Source organism: Desulfonatronovibrio magnus (assembly GCF_000934755.1).
GTDB classification, from domain to species: Bacteria; Desulfobacterota; Desulfovibrionia; order Desulfovibrionales; family Desulfonatronovibrionaceae; genus Desulfonatronovibrio; species Desulfonatronovibrio magnus.
On record NZ_JYNP01000073.1, the window covers coordinates 1 to 21,969 of the forward strand.

Here is a 21,969-nt window from a genome sequence, read left to right on the forward strand (position 1 = left end):
TCCAGAAAAGCCTATATTTCCAGAAGGCTGCTGGGTATGCTTCTGAAGTCTATGGGTGAAAAGCTGACCAGTACCAGCCCTACTGCCTCCAGAACCCCAGATTCTGCCGAGGTAATGCAGATGGAGCACATAGCAGCCGTGGTGAACAGGAAACCCGGTAAAGTGCCGGAAACAGAGTCTGGAAGTAAAGAACCAGCCTCTTACTACGCCACTGAAGCCCAGATCCAGGCACAGGAGGAAACACTTACCCTCGGGCTTAAATCTGTAGATGCTGAGCCCATAGCCGGTCTTGCTCTGCCTCGCACTGAGGCGCACCAGGTATTACGGCTGCTCCGGGATCAGGCGGATAAGGCCGGGTGGGGTCTGGAAGTTCCGGCTGAATGGATGCGGCCTATGGAGTATGGATGTTCAAGCACATCGTAACCATACCAGAAAAGGGCGAAAAAGATACATAGAAATGCAAAATTTTGTGGGAAAACTTTATGAGTAATGAAAAGAGAAATTTCATAGGCCTTCTATATGATTGTCCAAATGCTGAAATCCAAGGAGAACAATATAACACCAAATACTTGACTGGTGGCCTTGATTTAGGCGTTAGAGTAGTTGAACAAGTTTTTAGCAAGCCTCCTGCTGGCTGGGATTTCTTTCGGCTGTACGGGATGGAATATTTCAAAAGTGCAGATACAAACACTATTTCGTTTGCTCAACGTTTTATGTGTGTATTGATAGGTCACGACAATGATACTGACAACCTTTTGAGGTTAATGTGTGATGCTAAGTTTAATCTTTTTCAATTAGGCATCACAAGTAATTACATGCAAGACATTAAATTTTCCGACTTACGATTCATTAGCAAAGCTGCATGGTTGCCTGAAACACTCTTAACTAGTAGAGGAGAAGCTCCTTTTAACGTATCTCAATTTTTAAGAGGCTCAGGCACACTGACTAAAGAAAAGAAAGCTGTATTACCTCTTCGGGCTGAAAAATCAGCACTAGTAGCCCAAGCAGAAGGTTTTGCTATGTTAAGGGCATTTGATAGTATGAATAATGGTTATCCAGAACAGTTCATCAGACAAATCCAACTGTTTGGACTATATAAGGCTTACGAGTTGGCTATGCAACAAGCCACCCTTAAGGTGTCCGAGGCGTTGGATGAAAAAAGTACATGTAGGGATAAAGCTTGCTTAAACTTGGTTAAACTACAGAGAGCTTTAGCTGAGTTCGACGCACGTTTTTATTTTGAAAGTCCTGTGGAACCATCAAGACACGAACTAACCAAGTGTGCGTCTTTTTTTTCATCTTTCAGCACTGTAAGTTCACAGCACAATGATTTAGTCAATCAAATTGAAAGGTTAGGACATTTATCTCATGCTGAACTCCAGGTGCGAGAAGAACAAAGAGCCAATCAACAAGATAAGAAATTTAAACGCATTACTATATTTCTTACCATCATCGCAGTAATATTAACTTTTGGACAAGTCATCAGCAACTCACCTGCCCAGTGGTGGGATGTTCTTGTACAATGGGGGGAAGTGTTTAAAAATCTTATAAATTTCTTCATTGGCGAGGAGTGAGAACAAATTTTATTGGCCTTTTGTCTACTGAAACTCGGTGCACTATATAATAATGAATCATTATTACTGAGAGAATAAAATGAAGCAATGAACAAAACAGAAGCAGTACACCACACAAAAAGAGCCAACAACCGCCTTAAACCTGTATCTGATACTTGCATACGGATAATCAATTACCCAGACTGGAAAGAAGCCAAAAAACATTTAATGCGCTGTTTTGCAAGGCTGGACAGAGAGCTTGGACCTGATGACACAGAAGGACCGGCACTGCGGAAAGCTTTAGATGATTTTTATAATACTTTTGTTTCGGATTATGAGAACCTAACTGAAGATCACGCCTTAAATGTCTACAAGGCAGTGCGTATTGTTCAATCCCAGAGATGGCGCAGACTCGAAGCTAAATATGGACCAGTGAGGCATTACTTTGATGGCTTTGGTCAAATAAAACCACAGTACAAAAAGCACAAGCAGGATCAGAATCAAGTTGAGCCGCCACGGGGCTGTCTAATTCTGGTTTTATTGATTATAGGTTTTATTGTTTGGTGGTTGGTTTTTTGAGTGTCATATCAGAATAAGAATTAGGGACAGACAAAATCTACATTTTTTCTTGACAGCCCACAACCAGGCATCATACCTTTTGTCTTAGTTCACAACTTAAACCTCTGACCATTGGAGGTCACCATGCCCAGAAACGCCAGATTCACTCTCCCAGATAGACCAACTGTATATCACGTCATTTCAAGAACCGCCCTACCCGGCTTTCCACTTGGTGACATTGAAAAAGACAAACTTCTGGATATAATCAGATATTTCAGCAAGATCTATTTTATAGACGTGCTGGGATTCGCAATTATGGGGAATCATTGGCATCTGGCCGTGAAGGTTTATCCCAGGGAATTCGCGGAAAGAAATGCAGTAAAAGAAAGGTTTTCAGACCGATACGGTGAAGATATTTACTTTGGCGACAAGGAGTATGAAAAGTGCAGCAAAAAATGGACTGACCTTTCTGAGTATGTACGGGAGATCAAACAAAGTTTTTCCAGGTATTATAATAAGAAGCATAACAGGCGCGGCTTTTTCTGGGGTGAGCGGTTTAAATCCATGATAGTGCAGGAGGGAAGGACTCTGGTGAATATGCTGGCTTATATCGATTTGAACCCCATAAGGGCCGGGATTGTCAAAAAGCCGGAAGACTACCGCTGGTGTTCTCTGGGCTACCATACCCAGACTGGGAATAAGGACGGCCTTCTGTCCATAGATTTTGGCATGAAGGAATGGAATGAATTCAATCCATCAGAGATAGTTCGCAAGTACAGACAGTTTGTATATGAGACTGGAGCTGTTGATGCGGGTAAAGGCAAGGTCATGGATAAAAAGATCGTGAAAAAAGCCAGAAAGAAGAACTATAAGATATCCAGGACTGACCGGTTCAGGTACAAATGTAGGTATTTTACTGACTCCGGAGTGATCGGAGGCAAAGACTTTGTGGGTGAGGTCTTCGATCAGGTTAAGCACTTGCTGGGCTCCAAGGATACAAGGAAATTCACTCCGGTTGGCGGGGTGGAGGGAGTTTATTCTATGAAGAGGCTGGGAACGGGCTGAAAACCATTTCAGGTTTAGCCGGGCCGTTCCGAATGCACCTGCAGCAGGATGGTTGTATTTATTGGAGCTTGCCAAGTTACTTGGGATGTTCTAAATAACTGTTATGAGTACCAAACAGATAAAAATTATCCCCCTGGCCAAGAAAAAGCTTGCACAGAGAGGTGTAGATGAATTTATGGTACTTGAAACAGTCAACAATCCCGAACAGATTGTTAAAGGTCACGGAGGTAGATCTGTAGCCCAAAAACAATATCAGCTTAACAAGTCTGATTATCTTCTCAGAGTAGTTTATGAAGAAGATCACAGCGAGATTGTTGTTATTACAGGCTATTTAACTTCACAAATATCCCGATACTGGGAGGTAAAACAATGAAGATAGAATATGATCCTAAGCATGACCTGATGAATATCGAATTTTTAACCGATGAGCCGATAACCGAATCTATTGAAGTTGGTGGAATAATTATTGATTATGCTCATGATAATAAAATTGTATCCATTGAGATACTTGATGCGTCTGAAAGGACCAAAAAAGACCCACTGAGTCAGTTGGATTTCTCAGTTATCAGAGAAACAGCTGCAGCATAGTGTTTGTCCAGATGCACGGGCTTTAAGTGAGATACTGAATAAAACTGAAACCCAGCAATAAAAAAATTCAGCCAGCAGGGATAACTTGCTGGCTTTTTTTGTACCTATGCACCCAGACAAACCGCTTATAGCCATATTAATGCAGCGGGAGCATAACCGCCTGGTCAACCAGGCAAAATCCCTGGAAAGACTGTTACACCAGGCATATTCTGAAAAACAGTACCCGAGATTACTGGAGATAGCCCGGAAATGGGAAAATCTGCTTACTGACGACCGAGGAAAACATAGAGTAATCCAGGCATTAAAAAACTTTGCCGAAACCTACAAAAGTAGAGGCCAGACCCTGCAGGACGACTACTACGAACTCCTGTTTCAGGCCGGGCTATATAGAAAAAGCCAGTGGTCTACAATCAGAACCTGCCTTGGATCTTTTAATGATTATATGAACAACTTCGGATCTGTCCTGCCTCAGTACAAAAAAGAATTCAAAAAAAGATATGAACCCAGAAAACCACTTAGTGTAGAAGAACAGTCCAGGATACTCCGGGAACAGATTCAGCTAATACCTCACCTTGATGATCCTATGCGCTCCAAAGAGATGCTTGAGCTTGGGCTTATGGATGAGAATGGATTTGTACCTATGGGCAAACCTAAAGCCTTGCAGATTCTAAAGGCCAGAGACAAATTCAAGCAAAGCAGAACCGGCAGGGTTATTGATTTTTTTACCAGGTTGGTTCGGGGTTAATCTGACCTTTCACATATTATTTTCTGAAGAATCAACTTTACGCTGTCTTTTTCATATGCCAGTAGCTGGCCAAGTTTTCTGATGACATATCTTTTCTCAATGGTAGCCAGCTTGCCTAACCTCACATATGACTCTGTAATCAGACCGGCTTTCTGCCAGTCAGCAACTGAATAATCAGCCTCGGATGAATATATCTGCGATGTAATCCTTGCCAGAAGAATGTCTTGATCCTCTCCATCATAAATAACCAGGGCTGGTCTTTTAGACACTCTTGCATAATCTGTATGAGGGAAGCTAACCAGGACAACATCCCCGAAACTATAATCCATCATAAACAGAATCCTTCTCCGAGTATCCCTTCAAAAACTCAGATCTGGCAAATCTGTTCCATGACTGCTCGTCATCTTCAAGAAGAAGCATCACCCTTACCTTTGGTGTATGAGAAAGTTTATCTTTCAAATCATCTGGAATTGACAGATGACCCTCGGGTGAAACTTCAGCGACATATTCATAGGCTTTCATAAGATCCTCTTGGAATAAATTTTAAATTTCTTAGGATTACTATATCGGAAATTATCAGTTGGCAATGATCACAAGCCAGAAGCTTGGATAAACATAGCTCAACTTCCACCCAAAACAGCCATTTCCAATTTAAAGCTTATATCAGCCTTTTTAAGAGCTTTTGTGGGTTTTTGCATACCTGAAGTCATCTTTTGCCTTTGAAAGGCCTGTATGGGGCTTCTGTGGCTTCGGTCTTTATGACCATGGCAAAACGAAAGGGAGAAATAGCAATAAATCATCCGGCAGCTGCTATACACAAAAAAATTGGTAAAAAACTTAAAAATTTTGTCCGGGCTCATCTTGAAAAAATTACAAGTTACAGCTGGACCATAAAAATCTAATAAGCTCCGTCATTGTTTGAACCGTAAGAACACGCCTACCCTATCCATCTCAGTAACAAAAATAATTCCCTCATTCTGAAGAGCATGCTGCATCGCATTAACAGTGCTAAGCCTGGGATCACACTCTTCACTCTCAAACTTATTCACAGCCCTCAAAGAAACACCTGATTTTTCAGATAAATCTTTTTGGGACCACCGAAGGAGCGCCCTGGCGGCTCTGATCTGGGATGGTGCAATCATTCTATACCTCTTGAATTTATATTTTCAGTATATGTATAAGCATTTGCAGTCAATTGAGTCTTAAAAAGTAACTATATAATAATATATAGTGCTGATAAGTACATATATATATATTTTATCATAATATATAGAGAACAATAAAACATAATATGTGCTTGACTGAGAGTTTTAGAATCGCTATTTGACTTAAAAAGGAGGAAAGTATGCCCAAAATCAACCTGACTACAGGCTTTGTCCAAAACCCACCTCTGCCAGACGGTCCTAAAATAGAATACTTCGACACTCATGTTCCAGGATTTATGCTGGAGGTCCGGAGCAACGGTAAAGCTACCTACTACCAAAGATTCAGGGATAAGGCCGGACGCAAGAAACAGTTCCGCATAGGGCCAAGCGACAGTCTTTCATTGGATGAAGCCAGGAGCAAGGCCCGACAGATCAGATCTCAAAATATCATGGGTATTAACCCTGGTGTTGAACTGGATGAATTTAAAAGATCACCACTATTTAAGACCTTTACCAGAGAACAGTACCTGCCTTTCGTCAAAATTCATAAAAAAACCTGGTCAGAGGATCAACGAGTCCTGGAAAGACGGCTGATTCCTCTCTGGGGTCATAAAAAGATGATAGAATTCTGCAGGGAGGACTTTGTGCACTTTCAGTCAATGATGCTTTCCAAAGGGGCTAAACCAGGCACGGTCAACAGAACAATGGCCCTGGTAAAATACATATTCAACCTTGCTGTTCGCTGGGAAATTCTAATGGTGTCTCCAGTCGCGAAGATCAGGAAGTTGGCGGATAATACGATAATTGAAAGATATTTATCAGAAGAAGAAACACTTAGGCTGTTTGAAGAGCTACGGAAATGCAAGAGCAAAGTAATGGCAGACTTAATAGAATTTCTGATCCTGACTGGAGCCAGGCGCGGAGAAGCTGTTCATGCGTTATGGGAAGACATGGATTTTGAAAATAAAATCTGGAAAATCCCTTTGAGCAAATCCGGGAAAACCCGCTATATACCACTGTCTGAGGCTGCTTTGGATGTACTGTACAGAAGAAAAACAAACAACGATGACAATATTTATGTCTTTCCCAGCCCTAAAACCGGCAAGCCGTATATCTGGATTCATGGGACTTGGGACAGAATAAGAATAAAAGCTGGTTTGCCAGATGTTCGCATGCACGACTTAAGACATAACTTTGCAAGCATTCTGATCAACAGTGGCAGAACCTTATATGAAGTCCAAAAACTGCTTGGCCATAACGACTCAAGTACTACCGAAAGATATGCTCATCTTGCCAAGGACACCCTGAGCGAAGCAGCAAACTTAGTAGGAAGAAAAATAAATAAATATGTAAAAAATAAAACGAATAAGTAATTCATATGCTCAATTTCAAGGTGCGTGGTCGGTATATGGACGGTCATTTTTGATATATAAAACATTAATATAACTGAACAAGTCATGAAACATTCCAACCGGACGTGGTCGGTATATGGTCGGTGAAGGTCTGGATGGTCGGTGAAAAAACGGAAAAACTCAATAATTTCAAGAGTGAAACGATTTCAGACTGAGAGTTTCATTTTTGTAAATTATATCTGACTTCATGATGCTACAAAGCATCAAGCTAGCAACACCTGACAACACTTTGCAGCGGGGGCTAATTACATCATGGCAACAAAAAAGCTGGTAACATTACTGGAAATAGCCAAGAAATTACAAATAAACCACAGATCTGTTATCGAATGTAAAAACATTTTTGAAAATCACCTGGCAGGGCTGCATGACGGTCGTCATTTTCGCTACTGGTCTGTATTTATACATTTTTTTGATAAAATTTTTTTTCTCAAGAGCCAAGGATACTCATTTTTGATGCTAAGAGACATATTGGAAGATGCACAAAGCATACCACCCGAAAACCCAGAATTAGCAAGCTTTAAGGAGTGGTTTGATGAAAATGTTGCTAGAAAGTTTTTGATAACAGTTGATAACAGTCGAGAACAGACGACAACAGACGACAACGGACGAGAACGGACGACAACAGACGAGAACGGACGACTACAGATGAGGACGGACCAGGAAGGACGACTACCGAGGATAAAGGAGGATGAAGGACGAGAAGAGATGCTGAAGGAAGAAACATATAAAAAAATTAAAGCATCTGATATTGAAGAGATTAAAGAAGAGCTAAAACAAATTGATAAAAGGATAACAGCGCAGAAAGAATGGATGGAAGTACTGATTAAAGAAATGGTGCCTCAAATAAATGCTGGGCTGACCAGGACTTTTAGTCACAATATGGAACAAATAAATCTGTACAACATTCTAAAAGAAAGACTGACTGAACTGGAAAATGATTTAGGAATATCAAGGGAAAAGATAGAAACCTGTTTGAAGGAATATGAACTTGTCCAAATACAAATACCAGAAGATATAGAAATATTCGCGAAAGATCAGAAATCAAAACAAGACGTGACATTAGAAATATCTATACAAGACATCAAAGATAGTATTGTCAATAATATACCTGACAAAGAATTATTGATAAAATGGATTAATCAAGAAAGATCAAAAGAAGATATTAAAAGCTATGCTCAATTAGCTGAACTGCTCGACGAAAACAACATACCTACCTTACGCGGAAAAAGCTCGTGGAACAGAGCAGTAGTCCGCAATCTGGCTCTTTTAATAAAATAAGAACTCAGCACTGGATTATTAGATATGTATTTACAGCGTTAGCCTCGTTAATTTTGCAGAAATCTCTGTATTTTGAATGTGTAGAATGTGAATATAACTGAATAAAGAAATATTATATTCACAGAAAAACAATTTAAAATACGGAGGAGCGAATGAAATAACACAACAAAAAAATATTGATAACCCAGATTACGTATCTAATTCCTGCCTCTCATTACATATCATTAAATTAATCCAAAAAAATAATCAAAATAATTCAATAATACTAATTCATTTATAAATAATGAAAATGGAGAGGTGCGTCAATTAACGTCTAACTTCGCTACACAGGAGATACTATGCAAATATTGAGCTTGTTCGATGATCCAGGATTAACATCATTGGCAGCGAAGCCAAAAACAGGCAAAACTACGTCGGCTTTGCAGATTGCTGCATCTTTGGCGTCTGGACACAATTATTTCAATGATGAGACCATCAGAACTAAAAGACTGCTGTATATATATTTTGAAGATGGTAAAGACAATATATATAGATTAATAGAAAATAAGTTTAATATTAATTATGATTCGATAAAAAACAACTTAACTATTTTAGATGAATCTGACTTTGAAGTTAGCGAAGCTTTACTAAAGTTTGCTCTTGAAAGTAAAATTAATTTGGAAAAACCAGAGATAATTATCATAGACATGATGAACAACTTTGATTCATTTAGCGAGCGTAGATACCGTCGAGCCAAAAAAGATCTTAAAGTTTATCAAAAAATATGTGAAAAATATAAATGCCACATGATTTTATTATTCCATACAAACAAAAATGTTACAGCAAACAATATAAATGATCCCATTGGGAGCGTCGCCATTGGTGGCACGGTACAAAATAAACTTGGCTATATTCAAGAAGATACATATGGAGATACATTAATATTTGGAAATACAAGATATAATGGACAGGTTGAAGATAGGTTTGAATTTGAAGAAGGATATCTAAAATACATTAAAAACATATACGAAGGATTTACTATCACTAAAACACAAAAAATTATAGCTGACTCATTAATTGATGCAATTGTCGGAAAAACAAAAAAAGAGATCGCAAAAGATTTGAAAATGCATCAGGAAGCAATCAGAAAACAATTATCAAGAATGATCAAAAATAATGTCATTCGGCAGCACGGAAAGTCGTATTTATTGAACCGCACGATACAAGGACGAATTCAATAAAACTACTGCAGGCAGGCTTTAGGATAAACTTGAGAGCCTGCCTGCCCAGAAAAAATTGGTAAAAAATTGAAAAATTTTGTCCGGGTCATAAACAATATCATGGAGGTCAGAATGTACAAGATCGCAACCCTTGAGCCATTTGCTTTTGCCAACTTTCTAAAAGTTTTAAACACACTAAACATTAGTAAAGAAGTATTTACAATATCAAACAACGCTTTAAAAATTAATACTGAAGGTACAGTAGAAGTATCTATAGATCTATCAAATCTAAACATTAATTTTGATAAAGATATTTCTATATACTTGACAAACACTTCATTAAAAAATCTGAGCACACTTGCTAACAATTCTAATGTTATATTTTATCAAAATAGCTCTGAAGATATGAGTATAATCGCAAAAGATGATCACAAAATAATTGAACTTGGAAAGCCTGTCTTAAAAGAATTCGCCGTTAAATTATTTGATGAAAAACATGCAAAAGTATTAAGCACGATACATTTAACTCCAGAATTAATCGAACCTAATAAATCATACATAAATATGTCTAAATCATATGAAAAATACCATACATTACATTTCAATACAGATAATGACAGATTTTATTTTATTGGCTTCAACGATTATTATTTAGTTAAAGATAAAAAATTTGCTCTTGATAGTCAAAAGTTAGATATGCTTAATAATCAAAAATATAATTTTACCTTTGCTGCACAATCGTTGCTGGCTACAGATTTTAATCAGGCTTTGGTTTGCTTGGTGAGTGAAGATGATGATTTTTATCTCGTATCAAATCAGTGGGCAAAATTTACTCATGCGTATGCAGACAATATTGAGACCACTCAAGGATACTATGTAATTGAAAGATTATTACCACCAATAATTGAATAAAAAAAACAGTAAAAGTCTGGATGCAAAATATGATAATGCATCCAGACTTTTTAGCTAATTTCATTTAAAACATTCCTGAACCTTATTAATTTTTTTAGTTAGCTCATCTCTATCTTTGTATACTGAGAATGTACTATACATACGTTCAATATTACTTTTTATATACTCAATATCGATATCTTTAAATATATCAGAATGTATGTTTATATATTCGCTCATAAAACTATCTTGAATTTTGATTAACTCTTTTAGTGACTTGCACTTTAATATTTTTTCTGGCAAACTAAATAATTCAATCGAATCCTCAAAGAATTCGTCAATTATTCTATTAGAATAAATTAACAATGGTATGCAATATTCAAGACTTGATAACTTTTGATTTTGATTTATACTTTTCATTGAATCTTCGTATATATTTTTATATTCTCCATATACTTGTTTAACTACTTCATCACTAACTTTACTTAACTTAGGAACAATCTCTAAATTTTTATGTTCATCAAAGCAACATATCTGCATATCTCTTGATTTAAAAAGGGCAGATGTAAAATAGTATTTGGTATCATAGGTTAGAAGCGGTTCTTTTTTTGTTAAAGCTTCGATTACGCCAGAAAGCAAAGCTATGGCAAACCTGTCATAAGGCTGATATACACCCAGAAAGTGCAGCCGGAACTGTTCATCTTTAAATGGACTGTTAATATGATCATGAAAACACCTGACAGCCATATCAATAAATAAACTATAGCTTATTTTTGACTTAATTACACTTCTTAGCCCTACTAAACCACCTATAGCCCTGGCCTTGATAAGCTCATTAAGTTTCAGTTCTTCATATAACCCATCCCAGATATCAAGCTGCCCTGGCCTGGCAAATTGCCATACAAAATAAAATTTTTCCTGAACTGTAGGATTATTTCTGATAATCTCTTTACTTTTATTAAGTGACATTTTGTTAAACTCTCTGACATTCTTTTCTGTGTTAACTGCTTCATTATTACTCCATTTAGGAATATCCAGAGAAAATATGGCATCATAAATATCTTTCCATTCATCAAGAACATAATGATAAGCACCTATATACTGAATTGTCTTTGTAAAAGGTATATTTCCTTTTATGATTGAGTATCCACCTGAATCAATAAACAACTTGAGCCTATCTTCATATTTTTTTAACACTTCTATGCTTGATAGATATACTTTGAGTTCATTAGTTTTTCTTTTAAAATCACCAAGGTGTTCAATATTATAATCCTTAGCTTTTGTAAGGCTTGTCAATGACATCAGATATGATCCTGACACTCTAAAAGAAAGATCAATTATTGTTTGCTTATTTTCCTTTTCTAACTTAGGCTCAGTAACCATTATGTACTTCATAATCTTCTCGTAGGTATTTGGGTTGTTCGCGGAGATTCAGCACTGTTCTTTTCATGACATTCAAATAATCTTTCGCGACTGTTTGTTGCATAGCATACATAAATATTTATTATTAATATTGTTAGAAAGTTTTTACATGTATAAACTTACAAGGGTTCAAGGTTTTGAATAAAAGCTTATTAAGTTAACAGTAGATAAAAAAGAAAATGGGGGCAGGTTGATTAGTTGACATTTTCACCACATTTCGCTACATTCCTCTCAACCCAGCAACCACAAGCATTCATGGAGGTTCTACCATGCCCAGAATAGCCAGATTTATTCGTGAAAACCAACCTACAGTATACCATGTAATATCCAGAACAGCACTTCAGGGCCTGCCCATCAAGGACAGAGACAATGATTTCCTGCTGGGCTTGATCAAAAAGCTCAGCTCTTTTTACTTTGTGGATGTGCTGGGATTCGCACTCTTAGGCAACCACTTCCACCTGGTAATCCGCATGTACCCAGAATCTGATCCGACAGATAGTGAGAGTGGGGACTGAGAGTAAAGAAAGTAGGGACAGGTTGATTAGTTGACAATTGTTCAAGAAGCGGATCTGCGCAGGGCCGTGGCCGCGATCCACGACCATTTTTTTCAAGGGCGGCAAGGCGATTTTTCCAGGCACCAGGGCATTTTTGTTCTCACGTAACCACCTGTATTGTTTGAGGCTGGTTTGCCCTGTTTGGGACGGATCGACTGTCTGACCGAACCAGGCATCGTTCATCAAGCCGTTGCCGGACATATCATTGCAACTTCTTGTTTTCATAGCGCAACGGTTTGATGGTACGAGGCCGGAGAGGGAGTTTCGAGCCGTCCCAAACAGGGTAAACCAGCCGTCTTTCCAGAGAAAAATGATGAGAACAAAAATGCCCTGTTCCAGGCACTGATGCATGTTGACAGTTGCTTCAATGTCGTGCTCATCATGCGTCCAAAGGAGCGTTCGGTATCATCACTACAGATTTGGAGGAAGATTCATGAATGCGCAAGGCCGGCCGCGGCGACCGAACAGGGTCGCGGCAATCCTCGTTTCAGTCCTGGCGCTGCTGGTTGCGGCATGCGGCGACACGCCTCCGCCGCCGGCGCCACCGGCGGCTTTCCCGGTACAGGTGATCCAGGCCCGGATGATGACCGTGCCCATCTACGGCGAGGCTGTAGGCAACACCCTGGCCGTGGAAACCGTGGAGATCCGTTCACGGGTGAACGGTCATCTGCTGGAGAGGAAATTCGCGGACGGCGCCCTGGTACGCGAGGGACAGCTGCTTTTCCTGATCGATCCGGACCAGTACGAGCAGGACCTGGTCAGGGCCGAGGCCCAGCTCGGCTACGCCAGAATCAGCCTGGACCTGGCCCGCAAGGACACCCAGCGCTACGCCACCCTGCTGCGCCAGGCCCTGATTTCCCAGGAGGTGTTCGACCTGAAGCAAATCAAGGAAGAAGAGGCCGCGGCCAACGTGGTGGTCAGCGAGACCAGCGTCAACCTGGCCAAGCTGAACATCCGCCATACCCGGATCACTTCGCCCATTGGCGGGCGGATCGGTTTCGCCAAGGTGGACAAGGGGGCCCTGGTCAATGCCGGCAGCACCCTGCTGGCCAGAATCTCCACCGTGAATCCGATGCATTTCTATTTTTATCTCAGCGAAGAAGACTACCTGAACATGGCCGACCATTTCGGGGACGACTTCGAGAAGATCATCAAGGACCTGGACGTCCAGCTGACCCTGGCCGGAGGAGTGGTCTACGATCACCTTGGCCACCTGGACATGTTCGACCGCGAGGTGGACCCCAAGACCGGCACTGTCGCGGCCAGGGCCGTTTTTCCCAATCCGGACGGCATGCTGCGGCCGGGCATGTTCGGACGGGTCCGGGTGACCCTGGAAAGGGAGTGGGACCTGCTGCTCATCCCCCAGCAGGCGGTCATGGACACCTTGGGCCGCAAAAGCGTGTTCGTGGTGGACGCCCAGGATCAGGTTGCCTCGCGTCCCGTGCAGATGGGCCAAAGAATGGGCAATCTCTGGCATGTCAGCAGCGGCTTGGAGCCTGGTGAGAAGGTTGCCGTGGACTCCTTGCAGAAGCTGCGCCCCGGAATGCCGGTCGCCCCCACAGTGGTCTCCTATGCCTTGGAGTCCTCGGAGCAGGCCCAGGACTTGGCCCAGGAACAGGATCAGGCTCCGTCTCAGGAGTTGCCCCCGGACGCGGCCCCGGACGCGGCCCCGGAACCAGCCGGCGCTTCGCACAGTCCAATGCCGGATGCTCCGCCGTCAGCCGATGAAGCATCCGTGAGCCAGTGAGCCCCCCATGCTGTACAAATTTTTCATCGACCGGCCCATCTTTGCCTCGGTTCTGTCCATTGTCATGACCCTGGCCGGGATCATGGCCCTGATGAGCCTGCCCGTGGCCCAGTACCCGGAAATCAGCCCGCCCACGATCAATGTCAGCGCCACCTACCCCGGCGCTTCGGCCGAGGTCGTGGAACAGGCCGTGGCCGCGCCCATCGAGGAGCAGGTCAACGGCGTGGAAGGCATGATCTCCATGTCCTCCACCAGCTCCAACGACGGCAGCTACAGCCTGACCGTCACCTTTGACGTGGGCCGCGACCTGGACCTGGCCGCGGTGGACGTCCAGAACCGGGTCAGTCTGGCCGAGCCCAAGCTGCCGGACATGGTCAAGCGCCTGGGCGTCACGGTGAACAAGCAGTCCACGAACATGCTCCTGGCCGTGAACCTGACATCGCCCAACGACACCTATGACGCGCTGTTTTTGATCAACTACGCCAAGATCAACCTGACCGACGCCCTGGCCCGGCTGCCCGGCGTGGGCAAGGTGGATGCCTTTGGGGCCGGCGATTTTTCCATGCGCATCTGGGCGGACCCGGACAAGATGGCCTCCATGGGCATCGTGGCCTCGGACATTGAGCGGGCCCTCCAGGACCAGAACGTCCAGGCCCCGGCAGGACAGGTCGGGCAGGCCCCGGCCCCTCCGGGAACGCTTTTTCAGTATACGGTCCGGGTCCGCGGTCAGCTCACGGAAGTTGAGGAATTTCTGGACGTGATCATCAAGACCGCAGACGACGGGGCCGCGGTCCGCCTGCGGGACGTGGCCCAGGTGGAGCTGGGCGCGGATTTTTACAACATGTTCAGCCGCTTTTCCGGAAAACCCACGGCCACGCTGATGATCTACCAGCTTCCCGGGGCCAACGCCCTGGGCGTGGTGAAGGAGCTTTACGCGGCCATGGAAGAGCTGTCCGAGGCCTTTCCCGACGACGTGGCCTATGAGATCCTTTACGACACTACGGAATTCGTTTCCAGGTCCGTTGAGGAGGTGGTGCATACCCTGTTCGAGGCCTTTGCCCTGGTCTTTCTTGTGGTATTCCTGTTCCTGCAGAACTGGCGGGCCACCCTGATCCCCATGGTCGCCGTGCCCGTGTCCCTCATCGGCGCATTCATCGCCTTCCCGGTACTTGGCTTTTCCCTGAACATCTTCACCCTGTTTGCCCTGGTCCTAGCCATCGGCCTGGTGGTGGACGACGCCATCGTGGTGGTGGAGGCCACGCAGCTGAACATTGACGAGAAAGGCATGGCGCCCCGGGAGGCGACCCTCAAGGCCATGGAAGAGGTGGCCGGCCCTGTGGTGGCCAACGGCCTGGTGATCGCCGCGGTGTTCATCCCGGTGGCCTTTCTGGGCGGTATCGCCGGGGTGCTCTACCAGCAGTTCGCCTTGACCCTGACGGTATCCGTGTGGATCTCGGTGCTCAATGCCCTGACCCTGAGCCCGGCCCTGGCCGCGCTGCTCCTGCGGCGCACCAGGCCCGGTCGCGGCCCGCTGGCCTGGTTTTTCCGGCAGTTCAACCGCTTTTTCGAGGCCTGCACCCGGGGCTACACCGCCACGGTGCGGACCTCCATTCGCGGCTGGGCCTTGACTTTGTGCGTGCTGGCCGCGCTTTTCGGCTCCACCTACGGGCTGCTGCGCATCCTGCCCACGGGCTTCATGCCACCCGAGGACCAGGGCTATTTCCTGGTCAGCGCACAGCTGCCGCCGGCTGCTTCCCTGGAGCGTACGGATGCGGTCCTGCGCAAGATTGAGGCCTACCTGGACGACGCCCCGGGCGTGCGGGGCTACATCTCCCTGGGCGGGTTCAACCTGCTGGGCGGAGGGATTTCTTCCAATGCCGGGACCTTGTTCGTGGTCCTGGATTCCTGGGATGAGCGGACCACGCCCGACCTGAGCCTGGACGCCATCCTGGCCAGGGCCGGCAAGTTTTTTTGGAGCATTGGCGATGGGTTGGTGTTCGGGTTTTCCCCGCCACCCATTCCCGGCCTGGGGGCCACGGGCGGCGTGGAGATCCAGATCCAGGACCGGACCGGGGCCGGCATGGAGGACTTGAACCGGGTGACGCACGACTTCATTGCTGCTGCGGCCCAGCGCCCGGAGGTGAGCAGTCCGTTCACCACGTTTTCCATGAACGTGCCGCAGCTCATGCTGGAACTGGATCGGGACAAGGCCAAGAACATGGGCGTGCCCCTGACCGAGATCTATTCGGCCCTGCAGGCCTTTCTTGGCGGACTGTACATCAACGATTTGAACAAGTTCGGCCGGACCTACCGGGTCATGCTCCAGGCCCAGCCCGAGTTCCGGGCCAGGCCCGAGGACATCCAGAATTTTTACGTGCGCAACGCCCAAGGCAACATGGTTCCCCTGTCCACCATGATCACGGTGAGCGATATTTCCGGCCCGGAATACATCTCCAGGTTCAACGTGTACCCGTCTGTGAGCGTGACTGCCAGCGCCGCGCCGGGCTCCAGCAGCGGCCAGCTCATCGCGGCCCTGGAGGAAACCGCGGCCCAAACCCTGCCCCTGGGCTTCGGGTACGAATGGACGGGCATGGCCCTGCAGGAGAAGGAGTCCGCCGGCAAGTACGGGCCGGTCTTTGTTCTGGCCCTGCTGATGGTCTTCCTGTGCCTGGCCGCCCTGTACGAGAGCTGGGCCATTCCCCTGGCCGTGCTCTTCGCCCTGCCCCTGGGCGCGTTCGGCGCGTTCGGCGGGCAGTGGCTGCGCGGCCTGGATAACAACATCTACGCCCAGATCGGCCTGGTCATGCTCATCGGCCTGGCAGCCAAGAACGCCGTGCTCATTGTGGAATACGCCAAGGTTGCCTACGAGCGGGGCATGAACGCCAGGGACGCGGCCCTGGAAGCGGCCAGGGTCCGCTTTCGGCCGATCCTGATGACCTCCCTGGCCTTCATCTTCGGGGTCCTGCCCCTGGTCACGGCTACCGGGGCCCTGGCTTCTTCCCGGCACGCCCTGGGCACATCGGTCTTTGCCGGGATGATCGCGGCCACCTTCCTGGGCGTGATCTTTGTGCCGTTCCTGTACGCCCTGGTGACGAGCGCGGTGGAGAAGGTGCGGGGGAAAAAAACGTAGCAGGGCGCGAGTGGACCGCGCCCTGGCGGGGAAACAAGATTTTCACGCCGTCTCGGCGTGTCCTCCATGACAAGAAAGTAGAGATGCAGTCATGGCAAACCTCCTGGTAGCGACAGACATTTTGTACCTTCTCAATACCTCCGGGCAATTGAAGTCATGATGAAAAGACCTGAATTCCGACTTTCGTCGAAATGAATTGAAAATGCTGCGTAGTGCCAATGAAGTCATGCCGGCGTATGCCGGCATCCAGATCAATCTGACCGGAGTTTTTGAGAAGTTACCAGGATTCGCGTTTTCGGTCACGGCTCTCTCGTCTGTGGGATGCTTGAGGATGGTCAATCTGCTCAACAGGCTGCAACGCTGAATTTTGCCGGTCCAGGACAGCCCGGCCCTGTGCGGCAAGCAGGTGATGGATTCCTGCTTCCTGATGGAAAAGGGATTGATCAACCCGGTTGTCATCTGTAAGAGATTTCACAAACATTCCATCAGCAGGCCGACATGACCTTGCACCTTCCGCCTCCCATGGCCGACGCCCTGATGCTGGGCACGGTGAACGCCTCCCTGCCCGGGGAGATTGACGCAGACAGTCTGGCTGCCGCGATCAGGGAAGACCTTCCGGCCCGGCCCTGGAGGGCGCATCTGATCGCCCTGTTCACCGAGGTTTCCCTGAACGGGCTGGACTGCTTTCTCCGGAGCCGCCATATACCGGCCGGGCAGGCCCTGGCCTGCTATCGGACATGGGTGGCGCCGACAGACCCCAAACCTGCGGTGGAGCAGTGGCTTGTTGAACGACGAGACCTGGAAAAGTCTGCTGCGTAGCGCCCTGCGCTGTCTGGAGACCCTGCCCGCGACCCAGCGCCCCCTCTGGACCCTGGGCGGCGGGACCGTGCTGATGTTGCGCTACGGGCACAGGTTGAGCCGGGACATCGACATCTTCCTGCCGGACCCCCAGTACCTGACCAGTCTCTCGCCCCGCTTGAACGACCAGGTCGCCGACCTGACCTCAATCTACGACGAACAATCCTCTTTTCTCAAGCTGCGCCTGGGACAGGGCGAGATCGACTTCATCGCAACATAAGGGACAGGTTCTTAGATTGACTGTTTTGCCATGTTTCGCTACATTCGTTTCAACCCAGCAACCACAAGCCTTTATGGAGGTGCCCCATGCCCAGAATAGCCAGATTTATCCGGGATAATCAGCCAAGCGTATACCATATTGTTTCCAGAACAGCTCTTCAGGGCCTGCCTATAAAAGATAAAGACAATGACTTCCTGCTGGGCCTGATCAAAAAGCTGTCACAACTCTATTTTGTTGACGTGCTGGGATTCGCACTTTTAGGCAACCACTTCCACCTGGTAATCCGCATGTATCCTGAATCCGAGCCTACGGATGAAGAGATAAAAGAGAGGCTGCAGAAATATTATGGAGATGAGCTTAAGGTCACCGGGGTGCTTGTTTCTGATTACCGCAAGCGCCTGACTAACCTGGGGGCTTATGTGAAGGACATTAAGCAGGGATTTACCAGGTATTTCAATAAGAAGTATGGCCGCAGAGGCTTTTTCTGGGGGGATAGATTCAAGAGTATGATTGTTCAGGACGGGTTAAGTCTGGTTAACCTGCTGGCTTATGTGGACCTCAACCCTATTCGTGCGGGTATTGTCAAAAAACCGGAGGATTACCGCTGGTGTTCTCTGGGCTACCATACCCAGACCGGGAATAAAGACGGGCTATTGTTGGACTTTGGCATGAAGGAATGGAACGAGTTTGATCCCAAGGAGATAGTTCGCAAGTACAGGCAGTTTGTATATGAAACAGGCGCTGTGGATGCCGGGAAAGGCAAGACCATGGATAAGAAGATCGTGGAAAAAGCCAGAAAGAAAGGCTACAAGATATCCAGGACTGACCGGTTCAGGTACAGATGCAGGTATTTTACTGACTCCGGGGTGATCGGAGGCAAAGACTTTGTTCAGGAGGTGTTTGACCAGGTTAAGCACTTGCTGGGGTCCAAGGATACCAGGAAATTCACTCCGGTTGGCGGGGTGGATGGGGTTTATTCCATGAAGAGGTTGGCCTCATCCATCAACTACAGCAAGTGAAGACCTTCAGAACAGAACTTTCCGTGTGACCCATCCTTTCCATCCCCTGAGCGGTTGTGAGTTTGAGCTCGTGGATTACCGTAAATCCTGGGGAAAACATCGCGTATATTTTTATGATTCGTCGGAGCAATTGAGGCAGGTGCCCGCATCATGGACTGATGTGGTGGGGGAAGATCCCTATATTGCTATAGCTCAAGGCCGTAGTGCTCTGCATTTTGAATCATTGCTAAGGCTTGCTGATTTGCTTGATGGTCTTTGTCATGAAATCGGTCAGTGTAAATAAAATTATGCCGGCAGTGTAAACTTAATTATGCCTATTTTCAATCTCAGCATTTGTTTTGCTCATATTTATGGCCAGATAATTTGTTGAAATTACACAATAAACGCACATTTCTCCTTGACATTAAAAATGTTACGGCATAATAAGCTTAACACAAGGCAACTTTGACCAGGAGAAGCAAATGCCCGGCAATCATCCTAAAGACCCCAAGGAAAAATCCCTGAAAGATTCAGGGGCATTCAACACCCACCCTGTGACTGATTCCCTGTTCATAACTAATGATTTTTTTGACCCCAGGGATTTGGTCCAGGTCAAGTATGAAATGTTGCGAAAGGTCCACAAAAAAAGCGAGCCGATAAGCCATGCGGCTTCATCCTTTGGATTTTCGCGACCATCTTTCTATAAGATCGCAGCTGACTTTGAGCGGGAGGGGATATGTGGTCTGCTGCCACGTAAGCGCGGTCCTCGTGGGGGGTATAAGCTCACAGGAGAAGTTCTTGAATTCATTGAGCAAGACCGCCAAAAAGAACAGCCCATGAGTACCGCCGCCCTTCTGGAAAAAATTGAAGAGCACTTTGGCATCAAAATTCATCGTCGCAGCCTGGAAAAGGCGGTTCGACGTTTAGAAAAAAAAAGGGCACAGAAAATCCAGGCAAAAGACCAGGATGGCCAGTGAATAAAGATTGTCCTTTGACCCGATATTACGAGGAAATTCGCTCTATAAACCTTGGGAGTCAACAAATAGCAAGAAGGTGGGGTATGGCTGTGTTAAGAGCCCAGGGCATGGCTGTCTGGGCCGGCAAATGTCAGGAATACGACCAGAATGCAGAAGCAACATCTCCTGCACCGCAACCTGTTTCAAACCTGCCGGCAAACTGTGAGGAAATAGTAATGCTCCTGGCAGCAATGGTGGGGGCCATTCACAAGGAGGAGCTATAATGCAGGATACGCAGGGAAAAATTAAGTCACAACACCTGAGACGCAGCGCCTATCTGTACGTGAGACAGTCTACTCTGCGGCAGGTGGTGGAAAACACGGAGAGTACAAAGCGTCAATACGCCCTTCGCCAGCGTGCTGTGCAGCTTGGATGGACCCTGGAGCAACTTGTGGTCGTGGACAATGATCTGGGCCAATCAGGAGCTTCAGCAGCAGACCGGATGGGTTTTAAAAAGTTAGTGACGGATGTGGGATTGGGGCTTGTCGGTATCGTTATCGGGCTGGAGGTGAGCAGGCTTGCGCGCAACTGCACAGATTGGCACCGCCTTCTTGAAATGTGCGCCCTATCCGACACCCTGATTCTTGACGAGGACGGACTCTATGACCCGGCCCATTTCAATGACCGGCTTTTGCTGGGTCTCAAGGGGACCATGTCCGAAGCTGAACTGCATGTGCTCAAGGCAAGACTTCATGGCGGTATTCTGAACAAAGCCAGGCGCGGAGAACTTGCAGTCAGGCTCCCTGTGGGCTTTGAGTATGGACCGGATAAAAAGGTCAGACTTCATCCAGACCAGCAGGTCCAGGAAAGCCTGAGGCTTTTTTTCGAAACGTTTAATCGTACCGGTTCTGCCTCGGCCACAGTCAAAGCATTCCGGGAGCAGGGACTGAACTTTCCCAGTTATGCTCAAAAAAAGGTCAACAAAGATCATATATTATGGGGGCCACTTCTTACCTCACAAGCCCTGAGAATTCTGAATAATCCGCGTTACGCCGGAGCTTTTTTTTTTCGGCAGGACACGTCATCGCCAGGATGCTAACGGGAAAAAATACTCTCAGAAACTGCCGGATACAGAATTATTAGAAAGTGGGGACAGGTTGATTAGTTGACATTTTCACCACATTTCGCTACATTCCTCTCAACCCAGCAACCACAAGTAGAAAGTAGGGACAGGTTGTTTTGATTGTCAATGAGCCAAAATCGGAGACCGTGCCACATAGTGGAGTGGTATCGTGTGCATATTCCCGGCGGTCGGCCCGCTTGGGAAACCTGAAGCTCTCCCACATCCGGGGAGGCAGCTTGATTTCTTCTTTCTTTTCAAGCGTGAGAAGCAGGACCCGGCAGCCGCGTTCCTTTAAAAGACCGTTAGCCTGCCGCCAATCCCATTTCTGACAAAGGATTCTTGAGATGGCGGATCGGCCTTTGTCCCAATGATCGGCAATGACAGCCCGGATCATATCCAGGTCATCATCGCCTATATGACGGCCTCGTATATAGTATTTTTTGTCTGGCAAGGTCCTTCCCCCTCGTAATCTGGAAGAACCGTATCAAAGAATTTAAGATGTCGTCAGTAAAAAATTGCACCTTGAT

At 46.1% G+C, this 21,969-nt stretch carries 25 protein-coding genes and 1 pseudogene; 20 read left to right on the forward strand and 6 right to left on the reverse strand.

All coding sequences use genetic code 11. The annotated features are described in order from the left end of the window. From LZ23_RS24570 to LZ23_RS08755, 7 genes are all read left to right on the forward strand, one after another. A partial coding sequence (locus tag LZ23_RS24570) for a hypothetical protein (RefSeq protein WP_045213383.1) occupies positions 1-423 on the forward strand: 423 nt, incomplete at its 5' end. 59 nt (positions 424-482) lie between these two features. Next, entirely contained in the window at positions 483-1,574 is a 1,092-nt protein-coding gene (locus LZ23_RS08730; RefSeq protein WP_045213388.1) for a hypothetical protein, read from the forward strand. 87 nt (positions 1,575-1,661) lie between these two features. Further along, the gene (locus LZ23_RS08735; protein ID WP_045213389.1) at positions 1,662-2,132 is read left to right on the forward strand and encodes a hypothetical protein; all 471 of its coding nucleotides are present in this window, start codon (positions 1,662-1,664) and stop codon (positions 2,130-2,132) included. 123 nt (positions 2,133-2,255) lie between these two features. Continuing rightward, entirely contained in the window at positions 2,256-3,176 is a 921-nt protein-coding gene (locus tag LZ23_RS08740) for a transposase (protein ID WP_045213390.1), read from the forward strand. A gap of 103 nt (positions 3,177-3,279) precedes the next feature. Beyond that, positions 3,280-3,549 carry a DUF4258 domain-containing protein gene (locus LZ23_RS08745; protein ID WP_045213392.1) on the forward strand — a complete coding sequence of 90 codons (270 nt, stop codon included), beginning with the start codon at positions 3,280-3,282 and terminating at the stop codon, positions 3,547-3,549. Continuing rightward, entirely contained in the window at positions 3,546-3,764 is a 219-nt protein-coding gene (locus tag LZ23_RS08750; protein ID WP_045213394.1) for a DUF2283 domain-containing protein, read from the forward strand. The genes LZ23_RS08745 and LZ23_RS08750 overlap by 4 nt, the downstream gene beginning before the upstream one ends. 85 nt (positions 3,765-3,849) lie before the next feature. Next, positions 3,850-4,509 (forward strand): hypothetical protein, encoded by a 660-nt coding sequence (locus LZ23_RS08755; RefSeq protein WP_045213395.1) that lies wholly within the window; start codon positions 3,850-3,852, stop codon positions 4,507-4,509. Here the strand turns inward: LZ23_RS08755 and LZ23_RS08760 are convergent. From LZ23_RS08760 to LZ23_RS25495, 3 genes are all read right to left on the reverse strand, one after another. Beyond that, positions 4,506-4,841 (reverse strand): type II toxin-antitoxin system PemK/MazF family toxin, encoded by a 336-nt coding sequence (locus LZ23_RS08760; protein WP_045213396.1) that lies wholly within the window; start codon positions 4,839-4,841, stop codon positions 4,506-4,508. The two genes, LZ23_RS08755 and LZ23_RS08760, sit on opposite strands and share 4 nt — an antisense overlap. After that, entirely contained in the window at positions 4,828-5,031 is a 204-nt protein-coding gene (locus tag LZ23_RS08765) for a hypothetical protein (RefSeq protein WP_045213397.1), read from the reverse strand. The genes LZ23_RS08760 and LZ23_RS08765 overlap by 14 nt, the downstream gene beginning before the upstream one ends. Before the next feature lie 389 nt (positions 5,032-5,420). Continuing rightward, on the reverse strand, positions 5,421-5,651 hold the full coding sequence (locus LZ23_RS25495) for a helix-turn-helix domain-containing protein (protein ID WP_045213400.1): 231 nt from the start codon (positions 5,649-5,651) through the stop codon (positions 5,421-5,423). Positions 5,652-5,854: 203 nt separating this feature from the next. Between LZ23_RS25495 and LZ23_RS08775 the strand changes: the two genes are divergently transcribed. The 4 genes from LZ23_RS08775 (at position 5,855) to LZ23_RS08790 (ending at position 10,455) form a co-directional block, all read left to right on the forward strand. Next, complete coding sequence (locus tag LZ23_RS08775) at positions 5,855-7,027, forward strand: site-specific integrase (protein ID WP_045213402.1); 1,173 nt, start codon at positions 5,855-5,857, stop codon at positions 7,025-7,027. Between the two features lie 291 nt (positions 7,028-7,318). After that, the gene (locus LZ23_RS08780; protein WP_045213403.1) at positions 7,319-8,344 is read left to right on the forward strand and encodes a hypothetical protein; all 1,026 of its coding nucleotides are present in this window, start codon (positions 7,319-7,321) and stop codon (positions 8,342-8,344) included. Positions 8,345-8,682: 338 nt separating this feature from the next. Continuing rightward, entirely contained in the window at positions 8,683-9,564 is an 882-nt protein-coding gene (locus tag LZ23_RS08785; RefSeq protein ID WP_045213405.1) for an AAA family ATPase, read from the forward strand. 111 nt (positions 9,565-9,675) lie between these two features. After that, entirely contained in the window at positions 9,676-10,455 is a 780-nt protein-coding gene (locus LZ23_RS08790) for a hypothetical protein (protein ID WP_045213407.1), read from the forward strand. Positions 10,456-10,515: 60 nt separating this feature from the next. On the opposite strand, the gene LZ23_RS08795 is transcribed toward LZ23_RS08790, so the two are convergent. Continuing rightward, the gene (locus LZ23_RS08795; protein ID WP_157493155.1) at positions 10,516-11,829 is read right to left on the reverse strand and encodes a hypothetical protein; all 1,314 of its coding nucleotides are present in this window, start codon (positions 11,827-11,829) and stop codon (positions 10,516-10,518) included. A 296-nt stretch (positions 11,830-12,125) separates the two neighbouring features. Here LZ23_RS08795 and LZ23_RS08800 point away from each other — a divergent pair. The 3 genes and pseudogenes from LZ23_RS08800 to LZ23_RS08810 form a co-directional block, all read left to right on the forward strand. Then, a pseudogene (locus LZ23_RS08800) lies at positions 12,126-12,359 on the forward strand (transposase); the annotation flags it as partial. A gap of 484 nt (positions 12,360-12,843) precedes the next feature. After that, entirely contained in the window at positions 12,844-14,157 is a 1,314-nt protein-coding gene (locus tag LZ23_RS08805) for an efflux RND transporter periplasmic adaptor subunit (protein WP_198145942.1), read from the forward strand. A gap of 7 nt (positions 14,158-14,164) precedes the next feature. Continuing rightward, on the forward strand, positions 14,165-17,287 hold the full coding sequence (locus tag LZ23_RS08810; protein WP_045213412.1) for an efflux RND transporter permease subunit: 3,123 nt from the start codon (positions 14,165-14,167) through the stop codon (positions 17,285-17,287). A gap of 277 nt (positions 17,288-17,564) precedes the next feature. Here the strand turns inward: LZ23_RS08810 and LZ23_RS08815 are convergent, their stop codons facing one another. Continuing rightward, a complete protein-coding gene (locus LZ23_RS08815) occupies positions 17,565-17,762 on the reverse strand; it encodes a hypothetical protein (RefSeq protein ID WP_157493157.1) in 198 nt (65 codons plus the stop codon). A 309-nt stretch (positions 17,763-18,071) separates the two neighbouring features. On the opposite strand from LZ23_RS08815, the gene LZ23_RS24575 reads away from it, so the two are divergent. The 6 genes from LZ23_RS24575 to LZ23_RS08840 all read left to right on the forward strand — a co-directional run bounded on the left by LZ23_RS24575 (position 18,072) and on the right by LZ23_RS08840 (position 21,418). Next, positions 18,072-18,365 carry a nucleotidyl transferase AbiEii/AbiGii toxin family protein gene (locus LZ23_RS24575; protein ID WP_198145943.1) on the forward strand — a complete coding sequence of 98 codons (294 nt, stop codon included), beginning with the start codon at positions 18,072-18,074 and terminating at the stop codon, positions 18,363-18,365. Positions 18,366-18,451: 86 nt separating this feature from the next. Next, the gene (locus LZ23_RS08825; protein WP_045213418.1) at positions 18,452-19,384 is read left to right on the forward strand and encodes a transposase; all 933 of its coding nucleotides are present in this window, start codon (positions 18,452-18,454) and stop codon (positions 19,382-19,384) included. Positions 19,385-19,409: 25 nt separating this feature from the next. Continuing rightward, the gene (locus tag LZ23_RS23975) at positions 19,410-19,667 is read left to right on the forward strand and encodes a DUF5372 family protein (protein ID WP_157493159.1); all 258 of its coding nucleotides are present in this window, start codon (positions 19,410-19,412) and stop codon (positions 19,665-19,667) included. Between the two features lie 178 nt (positions 19,668-19,845). Further along, positions 19,846-20,340 (forward strand): helix-turn-helix domain-containing protein, encoded by a 495-nt coding sequence (locus LZ23_RS08830; protein WP_045213419.1) that lies wholly within the window; start codon positions 19,846-19,848, stop codon positions 20,338-20,340. Continuing rightward, entirely contained in the window at positions 20,337-20,603 is a 267-nt protein-coding gene (locus LZ23_RS08835) for a hypothetical protein (RefSeq protein WP_157493160.1), read from the forward strand. The genes LZ23_RS08830 and LZ23_RS08835 overlap by 4 nt, the downstream gene beginning before the upstream one ends. Beyond that, positions 20,603-21,418 (forward strand): recombinase family protein, encoded by an 816-nt coding sequence (locus LZ23_RS08840; RefSeq protein WP_198145944.1) that lies wholly within the window; start codon positions 20,603-20,605, stop codon positions 21,416-21,418. The genes LZ23_RS08835 and LZ23_RS08840 overlap by 1 nt, the downstream gene beginning before the upstream one ends. 88 nt (positions 21,419-21,506) lie before the next feature. On the opposite strand, the gene LZ23_RS08845 is transcribed toward LZ23_RS08840, so the two are convergent. After that, positions 21,507-21,893, reverse strand: a complete 387-nt coding sequence (locus LZ23_RS08845; RefSeq protein ID WP_052507252.1) for a hypothetical protein — start codon at positions 21,891-21,893, stop codon at positions 21,507-21,509. Positions 21,894-21,969 lie beyond the last annotated feature (76 nt).